10 protein-coding genes are annotated in these 10,209 nt (G+C 65.5%); 8 read left to right on the plus strand and 2 right to left on the minus strand.

What is annotated here, in order from left to right:
- The first annotated feature begins 5 nt into the window (after positions 1–5).
- From sufC to IV098_RS12210, 5 genes are all read left to right on the plus strand, one after another.
- On the plus strand, positions 6–776 hold the full coding sequence (gene sufC, locus IV098_RS12190) for a Fe-S cluster assembly ATPase SufC (RefSeq protein ID WP_296889451.1): 771 nt from the start codon (positions 6–8) through the stop codon (positions 774–776).
- Positions 773–2,029, plus strand: coding sequence for a Fe-S cluster assembly protein SufD (sufD, locus tag IV098_RS12195; protein WP_296889452.1), 1,257 nt, complete (start codon positions 773–775; stop codon positions 2,027–2,029). The genes sufC and sufD overlap by 4 nt, the downstream gene beginning before the upstream one ends.
- Complete coding sequence (gene sufU, locus IV098_RS12200) at positions 2,026–2,520, plus strand: Fe-S cluster assembly sulfur transfer protein SufU (protein ID WP_296889453.1); 495 nt, start codon at positions 2,026–2,028, stop codon at positions 2,518–2,520. The genes sufD and sufU overlap by 4 nt, the downstream gene beginning before the upstream one ends.
- 77 nt (positions 2,521–2,597) lie before the next feature.
- The gene (locus IV098_RS12205) at positions 2,598–2,933 is read left to right on the plus strand and encodes an SUF system Fe-S cluster assembly protein (RefSeq protein WP_296889455.1); all 336 of its coding nucleotides are present in this window, start codon (positions 2,598–2,600) and stop codon (positions 2,931–2,933) included.
- Positions 2,933–3,253, plus strand: coding sequence for a non-heme iron oxygenase ferredoxin subunit (locus IV098_RS12210; RefSeq protein ID WP_296889456.1), 321 nt, complete (start codon positions 2,933–2,935; stop codon positions 3,251–3,253). The genes IV098_RS12205 and IV098_RS12210 overlap by 1 nt, the downstream gene beginning before the upstream one ends.
- Positions 3,254–3,282: 29 nt before the next feature.
- Here IV098_RS12210 and IV098_RS12215 read toward each other — a convergent pair whose 3' ends face one another.
- Positions 3,283–4,365, minus strand: coding sequence for a PQQ-dependent sugar dehydrogenase (locus IV098_RS12215; protein WP_296889457.1), 1,083 nt, complete (start codon positions 4,363–4,365; stop codon positions 3,283–3,285).
- Positions 4,366–4,478: 113 nt separating this feature from the next.
- Between IV098_RS12215 and mgtE the strand changes: the two genes are divergently transcribed.
- The 3 genes from mgtE to IV098_RS12230 are packed head-to-tail and all read left to right on the plus strand — an operon-like array spanning position 4,479 to position 8,464.
- Positions 4,479–5,921, plus strand: a complete 1,443-nt coding sequence (gene mgtE, locus IV098_RS12220; protein ID WP_296889458.1) for a magnesium transporter — start codon at positions 4,479–4,481, stop codon at positions 5,919–5,921.
- Positions 5,918–7,678: a lipid A export permease/ATP-binding protein MsbA gene (msbA, locus tag IV098_RS12225; RefSeq protein WP_296889459.1), complete on the plus strand. Its 1,761-nt coding sequence runs from the start codon at positions 5,918–5,920 to the stop codon at positions 7,676–7,678. Before mgtE ends, msbA begins: the two co-directional genes overlap by 4 nt.
- Before the next feature lie 30 nt (positions 7,679–7,708).
- Complete coding sequence (locus IV098_RS12230) at positions 7,709–8,464, plus strand: ATP-binding protein (RefSeq protein WP_296889460.1); 756 nt, start codon at positions 7,709–7,711, stop codon at positions 8,462–8,464.
- Between the two features lies 1 nt (position 8,465).
- Here the strand turns inward: IV098_RS12230 and IV098_RS12235 are convergent, their stop codons facing one another.
- Positions 8,466–10,166 (minus strand): ShlB/FhaC/HecB family hemolysin secretion/activation protein, encoded by a 1,701-nt coding sequence (locus tag IV098_RS12235; protein ID WP_296889462.1) that lies wholly within the window; start codon positions 10,164–10,166, stop codon positions 8,466–8,468.
- Between the last annotated feature and the right edge of the window lie 43 nt (positions 10,167–10,209).

Below are 10,209 nucleotides of genomic sequence, written 5' to 3' on the forward strand. Positions count from 1 at the left end.
ACGTCATGCTGCATATCGAAAACCTGCATGTATCCATTGGCGACAAGCCCATCCTCGCCGGCATCGATCTCGACGTGAAAGCGGGCGAGGTGCACGCCATCATGGGCCCCAACGGCTCGGGCAAGAGCACGCTCGCCCAGGTGCTGGCCGGGCGCGAGGGCTATGTTGTGACCGCCGGCTGCGTGCGCTATCTCGACCGGGATCTGCTGGCGCTGGCGCCGGAGGAACGCGCCCGCGCCGGGGTGTTCCTCGCCTTTCAGTATCCGCTGGAGATTCCCGGCGTCGCCAACGTGCAGTTGCTGCGCACCGCCTTGAACAGCGTGCGGCGCTCGCGCAATGAAACCGAACTCGACGCGATGGACTTTCTCGACACGGTGAAGGGCAAGCTGGAACTGCTCGGCATGGACGACAGTTTTCTCTACCGCGCGGTCAACGAAGGCTTCTCCGGCGGCGAGAAGAAGCGCAACGAAATCCTGCAAATGGCGGTGCTGGAACCGCGCCTCGCCATCCTCGACGAAACCGATTCCGGCCTCGACATCGACGCGCTGAAAACCGTGGCCCACGGCGTCAACGCGCTGAAGCACCCGGGGCGCGCGGTGATTCTGGTTACCCACTACCAGCGTCTGCTGAACTATATCGTCCCCGACCGGGTGCACGTGCTGGCGGGCGGACGCATCGTGCGTTCGGGCGACGCCAGTCTGGCGCTGGAGCTGGAAGAACGCGGCTACGGCTGGTTGATGCCCGAATCCAGCCCGCAAACGGAGGCACGGCCATGACCCCCACCCTCTACCGGCAGGCGCTCGAACAGACCGGCGGCTCGCCCCATCTGCTGGCGGCACGCGAGGTGGCGCTGGAGCGCTTTTTCAGCCACGGACTGCCGAGCCCGCGCGACGAAGACTGGAAATATACCCCGCTCGATTTCCTGGAGCGGGCTGAATTGCACGCCCCGCATCACACCGCGGAAGACTGGACCAGCGAGGACTATCCGGGCATCGCATTGAAGTACGGCAATGGCCGCCTGACGGATGTCTATACGCAATCGATCCACGCGCACAGCCTGGCCGACCGTGCCGATACCGCCCTGGTGGTGCGCTACCTCGGTCAGCTGGCCGACACCTTTCCCGGCAATACGGCACTGGCTGAAATCAATAGCGCGCTATGGCAGGACGGCCTGCTGCTGCACGTGCCTGCCGGCTGGAAATCGGCGCCCTTGTTCATGGTGCACCGCACCAGCGAAGCCGACGCCATGCTGCATCTGCGCCACCTCGTCGTGCTGGAAGCCGGCGCCGAGGCGGTGCTGGTGGAACAGTGTCTGGGCGCACCCGGTCTCGCCTACTGGCACAACAGCGTGACCGAGATCGTGCTGGGCGAAGGCGCCCGGCTCACCCACCTCAAGCTCGACGAAAACAGCGCGGCCGCCACCCACACCGGGCTGACTCTGGTGCAACAGGCACGCGACAGCCGCTATCGTGCCCTGTCGCTCAATGTGGGCGCACGCGTGGCGCGCCACGACACCCGGGTCCATCTGGACGAAGCCGGCGCAACCTGCCAACTCGACGGCGTGTTCATCGCCACCGGACGCCGCCACATCGACCAGCACCTGCACGTCGATCACCGCGCCCCGCACACCGGTAGTAGCCAGACCTGGCGCGGTATTGCAGACGGCCGCGGACGCGGCATTTTCGACGCGCGCGTGGTGGTTCAACCCGGCGCCCGGAAGGCCGACGCCCTGCAATCAAGCCGCAATCTGCTGCTGTCGCCGCACGCCGAAATCGACGTCAAGCCGCAGCTGGAAATCTATACCGACGACGTCAAATGCGGCCATGGTGCAACCGTCGGCCAGCTCGACCCGGCGGAAATCTTCTACCTGCGCAGTCGCGGCATCGACGCCGACACCGCGCGCGCACTGCTGCTGCGCGGCTTCGTTGAACAAGCGCTCGGCCTGCTGAAAGACAGCGGGCTGGCCGACTGGCTGGAACCGCATCTGGCCGCCGCGCTGCCCGCGCCGAACAAGGAGCACACCGCATGAACGCCGACCAGCGCACCCTCTACGAAGAGGTCATCCTCGAACACAATCGCCACCCACGGCATTACCCGAAGAATCCGCAGGGCAGCACGCACCATGCGCGCGGTTTCAATCCGCTGTGCAACGACGAAATCCAGGTGCATCTGAAAGTGGCGAACGACACCATCGAGGACATCGGCTTCGAAGGCGCCGGCTGCGCCATCTGCATGGCTTCCGCCTCGATGATGACCGAAGCGGTGCACGGCAAACCGCTGGATGAAGTCGACCGCCTGTTCCATCGGGTGCACAACATGCTGGCGGAAAACGCCCCGGCAGAAGGCGTGGGCAAGTTGCGCGTGCTTGAGGGCGTGCACGAATTCCCGATGCGGGTAAAGTGCGCGACGCTGCCCTGGCATACCCTGCAGGCCGCGCTCGAACAGCACAGCGAAACGGTATGCACCGAAGGCCCCTCGCCGTTCTGCCCGCAACCCTCGCAGCCCGCGCCACCGCCATGATCAATCTCGCCCGCCTGGTGGGCTCCGCCCTCCCTCTCCCCAACCCTCTCCCGCAGGCGGGAGAGGGGGCAAATGCCATGCCCAAACCGATTGACGAAAAACGCGCCGAACACGGCCTGAAACGGCAGGTCATCGCCGCCCTGCGCACGATTTTCGATCCCGAACTGCCGGTCAACATCTACGACCTGGGCCTGATCTACGACCTCGATGTCGATGCCGCCGGCCGCGTCGAACTCCACATGACGCTCACCGCGCCCGGCTGCCCGGTGGCGCAAAGCTTTCCCGCGCAGGTCGAGCAGACCGTGGCGGAAGTCAGCGGCGTCACCGCCGCCCACGTCGAAATCGTCTGGGATCCGCCGTGGGATCAAAGCCGCATGAGCGAAGCTGCGCGGCTGCAACTCGGGCTGGTGTGATGTCCGGCTGGGTGCGTGTCGCACGCGTCACCGACCTGCCGCCCGGCAGGCGCTGCGTGGCGGATGTCGATGGCGTAGCCGTCGCGGTATTCAACCTCGGCGGCGACTACTGCGCGATCGAGGACACCTGTACCCACGACGGCGGCGAACTGGCGAGCGGCGAATTGCAGGGCGAGGAAATCGTCTGTCCGCGCCACGGCGCCCGCTTCAATCTGCGCAGCGGCGCCGTCACTGCGCCGCCAGCCTACAGCGCGGTGGCCGTGTTCCCGGTGAGGGTGGCCGGCGGCTGGGTGGAAGTGCGCGACGATCGCTGGGACTAGCCCGCACTCTGCGCCGGCATGCCAGGCATTTATTTGCCGTAGCTGATCCGGTAAATCGCCCCCGCCTTGTCGTCCGACACCAGCAGCGCACCGTCCGGCATCACCTGTACGTCGGCGGGCCGCCCCCAGGCCGCGAGGCCTTTCAGCCAGCCCTCGGCGAACACCTCGTAGGCCGTCACCCGTCCGCCCTCGATGCGCGCCGTGGTCAGGCGATAGCCAGCCGGTGGAATACGGTTCCAGGAACCGTGCTCGGCAATGAAAACGCGGCCGCGCCAGGATTCGGGGAACAGGGTTCCGCTATAAAAACGCATGCCCAGCGCCGCGACGTGGGCGCCCAGTTCGCGCATCGGCGGTGTGAATTCGGCACAGGCGCGCTTGCCGCCATATTCGCTGTCGGCGATCGATTTTCCGTGACAGTAGGGATAGCCGAAATGCAGGCCGGCGCGCGGCGCGCGGTTCAACTCGTCGGGCGGCGCATCGTTGCCCAGCCAGTCACGGCCGTTGTCGGTGAACCACAGTTCGCCGATCTGCGGATGCCAGTCGAAGCCGACCGTGTTGCGCACGCCCCGCGCGTATTGCTCCAGCGCGCTGCCGTCCGGCTTGAGGCGGAAGATCGCCGCATAGCGGGCGGGATCCGGTTCGCAGATATTGCAGGGCGCGGCCACTGGCACGTAGAGGCGACCGTCCGGCCCAAAGCGGATGAATTTCCAGCCGTGATGGGCGTCGCGCGGAAAGGCGTCGCTCACCACCACCGGTTTCGGGGGATTGCGCAACCGCTCGACGATGCGGTCGTAGCGCAGGATGCGGCCGACCTCGGCCACGTAGAGCGCGTCGTCGCGAAAAGCCACGCCGTTGGGCGTATCCAGGCCCTTCAGCAAGGTCAGGACAGCATCGGCCCTGGGGCCGCCGCTGCGATTGGGCAAGGCGTAAACCGTGTCGCCGCGGGTGCCGACAAACAGCGTGCCGTCCGGCGCCAGCGCCATGGAGCGCGCCCCCGGCACAGCGTCGGCATAGATCGTGATGCGAAAGCCCGCCGGCAGCTTGATCGTGTCCAGCGGCAGATCGCGTCCGTATGCGGGCAGGCAGGCAAGCAGGAGTAGGGTTGGCAGCATCCTCATCGGGACACTATAGAACGCGATTGTCCCACCTGCTTCCCGCGGCGAATTCGCCAACGTCCCTAAGCCGTGGCGCGTTACAATCGCGAGGCTTTTTGCCCATACGCCCCATGACCGATTCCCTCGAAACCCAGTCGCAGGACAATCTGGAAACGCACCTGATCCAGGTGCAGTCGCTGCTCGCCCGGATGCGGCTGGTGGAAGAGCTCGTCCACAAGCAGGGCGGGCCGCGTCAGGCGCTGGTCGAGAACCTGGTGCACAAGCAGAATCTGGCCGAACTGCAGCGCAAGCTGGAAACCCTGCACCCGGCCGACATCGCCTACATCCTGGAAGCGCTGCCGCTCGTCGAACGGCGGCTGGTGTGGGATCTGGTCGGCGCGGAAAACGACGGCGAAATTCTGCTGGAAGTCTCCGATTCGGTTCGCGAGTCGCTGATCCAGACCATGGACAAGGCGGAGCTGCTGGCCGCCGCCGAATCGCTCGACACCGACGAGATCGCCGACATCGCGGCCGACCTGCCGCACGACGTGATCCAGGAACTGCTGACCACGCTGGACGCGCAGAAGCGCGCGCGCCTGCAATCGGCGCTGTCCTTCCCCGAGGACACGGTGGGTGCGCTGATGGATTACGAGATGGTGACGATCCGCGCCGACGTGACGCTGGAAGTCGCGCTGCGCTACCTGCGCCGGCTGGGCGAACTACCCGACCAGCTCGACAAGCTGTTCGTGGTCGATCAGGGCGAACTGCTGATCGGCGTGCTGCCGCTGAAGCGCCTGCTGACGACCGACCCCGAGGCCTCGGTGGCGGCGGTGATGGTCGAGGACTTCGTCAAGTTTCACGCCGAGGACGAAGCGCACGAAGCCGCGCAGGCGTTCGAACGCTACGACTTGGTGATGGCGCCGGTGGTCGATATCAATGGCCATCTGATCGGCCGACTCACCGTCGATGCGGTGGTGGACTACATCCGCGAATCGGCGGATGCCGACATGCTGTCGATGGCCGGTCTGAAAGAAGAGGAAGACCTGTTCTCCACCGTCTGGAACGCCGCGAAAAACCGCTGGATGTGGCTGGCGATCAATCTTTGCACCGCCTTCGTCGCATCGCGGGTCATTGGCGCGTTCGAGGGCAGCATCGAAAAACTCGCCGCGCTGGCGGCGCTGATGCCGATCATCGCCGGCATCGGCGGCAACTCGGGCAACCAGACCATCACCCTGATCATCCGCGGCCTAGCGCTCGGCCACATCACCCCGGCCAACGCGAAACGGCTGGTAGTGAAGGAAATCGGCGTCGCCCTGCTGAACGGCCTGATGTGGGGCTCGGCGGTCGGCCTGTTCGCCTGGCTGCTGTACGACAACCCGGCGCTCGGCGGCGTAATGGCGCTGGCGATGCTGCTCAATCTGCTGGTAGCGGCGCTGGCCGGCATCTTCATCCCGATGACGCTGGAACGCGTGAAGCGCGACCCGGCGATCGGCTCGTCGGTGCTGCTCACCTTCATCACCGACAGCATGGGCTTCTTCATCTTCCTCGGCCTGGCCACGCTGCTGCTGCTATGACGCCCGCACCGACCCGCACCGATGGCGACCAAAGCCGCGCCCTGTACGGCCGCCTGCTGGGCTACGTCAAACCGCACTGGCGCATGTTCGCGCTGTCCCTCGTCGCGCTGATCCTCACCGCGGCCACCGAGCCGATGCTGCCCGCGCTGTTCAAGCCATTGCTCGACCAGGGCTTCGTCGCCAAGGACCAGGCTTTCATCCGCTGGGTGCCGGTGCTGCTGCTGGCGCTGTTCGTGGTGCGCGGCCTCACCAGCTTCGTCAGCACCTACTGCATGGCGTGGGTGGGCAGCCGTCTGGTGATGGACCTGCGGGCGGCCATGTTCGACAAACTGATGAGCCTGCCGACGCGCTACTTCGACCAGCATCCGAGCGGCCAGCTGATCGCACAACTGGCATTCAACGTGACGCAGGTCACGCAGTCGGCCACCAGTTCGCTCACCACGCTGGTGCGCGACACGGTGACGGTGCTGGGTCTGCTCGGCTACCTGCTGTGGCTCAACTGGCGCCTGACGCTGATCGTGTTCGCACTGGTGCCGCTGACGCTGTGGGTGGTGCGCCTGGCGAGCAAGCGCCTGCGCGGGCTGTCGCGCAAGGCGCAGCAGAACATCGGCGACCTGACCCAGGTGGTGGACGAGGCGGTCGGCGGCCATCGCGTGGTCAAGCTCTACGGCGGCGAAACCTACGAACAGGAACGCTTCCGCAGCGCCGCCAACCTGGCGCGCGCCTACGAAATGAAGCGCGTCGCCGCCAACGCCGTGTACGAACCGGTAATCCAGTTCATCGCCGCCATTGCACTGGCGGTCATCGTCTACATCGCCGCCGGGCAGGCATCGAGCAACACCACCACGGTCGGCGGCTTTGTCTCGTTTTTCATGGCGATGCTGCTGCTGTTCGCGCCGCTGAAGCGCCTGACCGCGGTCAACGACCAGCTGCAGCGCGGGCTCGCCGCCGCCGAAACAATTTTTTCCATGCTCGACCAGGACGCCGAGCGCGACCACGGCACGCGAACGCTCACCCGCATCGAAGGCCGCCTCGCGTTCCACGACGTCAGCCTCAGCTATCCCGGCAAGCACGTGCCCGCGCTCGACGCCATCCGCCTCGACATTGCGCCGGGCGAAACCGTCGCGCTGGTCGGCGCTTCCGGTTCCGGCAAGACCACGCTGGCGAATCTGGTGCCGCGTTTCTACGACCCCGATGCCGGCGTCATCACGCTCGACGACCACGACATCCGCGACATTCCGCTGCAGAACCTGCGCAGCCATATCGCGCTGGTATCACAGGACGTCACGCTGTTCAACGACACGCTGGGCCACAACATCGCCTACGGCAGCAAGCGTGACGCCACGGCCGACGAGATCCGCACCGCCTGCATCGCCGCGCACGCCTGGGACTTCATCCAGGCGATGCCCGACGGCCTCGAGACCCTGATCGGCGAAAACGGCATGCGCCTGTCCGGCGGTCAGCGCCAGCGCATCGCCATCGCCCGCGCCATTCTGAAAAACGCCCCCATCCTGATCCTCGACGAAGCTACCTCGGCGCTCGACAACGAATCCGAACGCCACGTGCAGGCCGCGCTGGAAACCCTGATGGAAAACCGCACCACGCTGGTCATCGCACATCGCCTCTCCACCATCGAACGCGCCGACCGCATCGTGGTGCTGGAAGGCGGGCACATCGTCGAGATCGGCAACCACGCCGAACTGCTCGGCCGGCAAGGCCGTTACGCCCAGCTTCACGCCCTGCAATTTTCCGCATGAGTCGCGCCACATCATGAATCACGCCGCCCCATGAGCCAAGACATTCCCGCCGGCTGGGTCAAGCCGTCCCGTTCGCTTCTCACCGCCGCCGGCCGCGCCATCGGCGACTGGCGCATGATCCGCGAGGGCGACCGCATCCTGCTCGGCCTGTCGGGCGGCAAGGATTCGCTTGCGCTGCTGCATACGCTGCATCACCTGCAGCAAAAGGCGCCGGTGAAATTCGAGTTGCTGGCGTGCACCGTCGACCCGCAGTCCGACCAGTACGATCCCGCGCCGCTCGTGCCTTACATGGCGGCACTCGGCGTGCCCTACTTTCTGGAATCGCAGCCGATCATGGTCGAAGCGCAGAAGACGCTGACCAAGGATTCGGATTCCTACTGCGCCTACTGCTCGCGCATGCGGCGCGGCATTCTCTACCGCGTGGCGCGCGAACAGCGCTGCAACGTCGTCGCCATGGCTCACCATCTCGACGACCTCGCCGAGACGCTGATGATGTCGATGCTGTTCGGCGGCAAGCTCCGGACCATGTCGCCGCACTATCTGATCGACGCCGGCGACCTGCGCCTCATCCGTCCCTTCGCCTACGCGCGCGAACGCCAGACCCGCGCCTTCGCCGCCGATTCCGGCCTGCCGGTGATCTTCGAGAACTGCCCCGCCTGCTTCGCCAAGCCGCAGCAACGCTACGCGATGAAGCAGATGCTGGCCGAACAGGAAAAGTCACACCCGCGCATCTTCAACAGCATGCTGACGGCGATGAAGCCGTTGATGGGCGAGCCGCCGGCCTGAATTACAACCAGTTGTACGAAATCGCGGCGTGCAGCCGGGGTTTGCGTTGCTCTGCCTCTGCCGGGTTATCGGTCAACGGCCAGGCGACGGCGAGGCGGCCGGTCACCCGGCTTTTCCAGTCGAGCAACACGCCCACGCCGGCGCCGGTAAGGAAGTCATGCTGGGTCACGTCATCCAGCGGCGACGGCCGGTAGGGGAAGGCGCCGCCGTGATCGACGAAGGCTATCGCGCTGAACAGCGGCGCGTCGGGACCCTGCGGCAGACCGAGATCCAGATTCTGCAGCGCGTAGCGCCATTCCGCGCTCAGCAGATAACCGCTGCGGCCGGATAACAGGCCTTCCGAGTAACCGCGCACGCTGGCGCTGCCGCCGAGCTGGAACTGTTCCGACGCGGGCAGCAGGTCGGTCGGTGAATATTGCATGCCGCCGCGCAGGATCAGCTGCGAGCGGGTGCCGTAGCGGCCGAGCCAGGCCGCGTTGGCGCGCACGGCGAAAAAACTGGCTTCGCCGCCCAGATACTTCACGCCCTGGTTCAGGTTCAGGTCGTAGGTCAGGACCGAATCCAGTTGCTGGCGATCGCCTGACATACCCACGCTCAACACCATCAGGTCGAGATCCAGCTGGGTGACGTTGCCGAATTCGCTGATCGACTCTTTCGATGCCATGCGGCCATAGAGATTGAGCAATTCCTGCGCATTGACGATCAGCGGCTGGGTCAGCCCCACGGTGAGATCGGAGGAGCTGCCGCCCACGTCGAGCGGCACGAACGCGCCTTCCACCACCTCGATGCTGCCCCGGTTGTAGGACACATCGAGTTTGAGATCGTCAGCCGTCAGTGGCGTCGAATAGCCCAGGTAGTAGCTCTCGCTGCCTTCGCTAAAGAAGGCGGAAAACAGCAAGCTGTCGCCTCGCCCGGTCAAGCCCATGGCGCGCGCGACGAACCCCAGGCGTTCCTCGCCGACGGTGTAACGCCCGGCATTATCGGCAAACACCGAATACTGGTAGCGACGGGGCTCGGTAGCGGTCAACAGCAAGTCCGTCGTGCCGGCGGTTGCGCCGGGTTGCACGCTGGCGTGCAATTGCACTTCGTGCAGTCGGTTGAAGCGGACGAGGTCTTCTTCCAGCGTGTGCACCGACATCAGGTCGCCCCTCGCCAGATTCATGCGCCCGGTCACGAATTCGGGGCTGATCTGCTCGGCTTCGCCCAGCGTGATTGCCCCCACCCGCGCTTCCACCAGACGGATGTTGACCACACCGTCGCGAATTTCCTGCGGCGGCAGGAAGGCACGCGCGGTCGGCATGTTCTTGCTCTGATACAAAGCGTTCAAGGCATCCACCGCACCCATCAGATCGGCCAGGCTCAGGGTCTGGTTTTCATAGGGCGCCAGTACCGCGCGAATTTCATCTGCGCCGAGGATGGCCGATTCATCCAGCCGGAAGGTTTTGACCTGGATGTTCTTGACCGTTGAAGCCGCCTCGGCGGCGGGTGCGGCCGGCAGGCTGATGTCCGGCTTCACCGGTTGCTGGCGCAAACGGCGTTCCTGTTGCAGCCGTTCGATCTGCTGGCGTTCGAGTTGCTGCACCGCGCCAGCAGTCGGCACATCCACCGCGCGCGCAGCAGGATTGAACGCGACCAGCAACGCAGGCAATACCCAGACGGCACGACTCAGGCTGCCCTGGCAAGCTTGGGCTAATTTACTCAATGATGTTCTCCACAGGCGATAAGCGCTTTTCCCCGCCTGCACA

Origin of the sequence: Thiobacillus sp. (genome assembly GCF_018780105.1) — a bacterium.
Taxonomy (GTDB): Bacteria; Pseudomonadota; Gammaproteobacteria; order Burkholderiales; family Thiobacillaceae; genus Thiobacillus.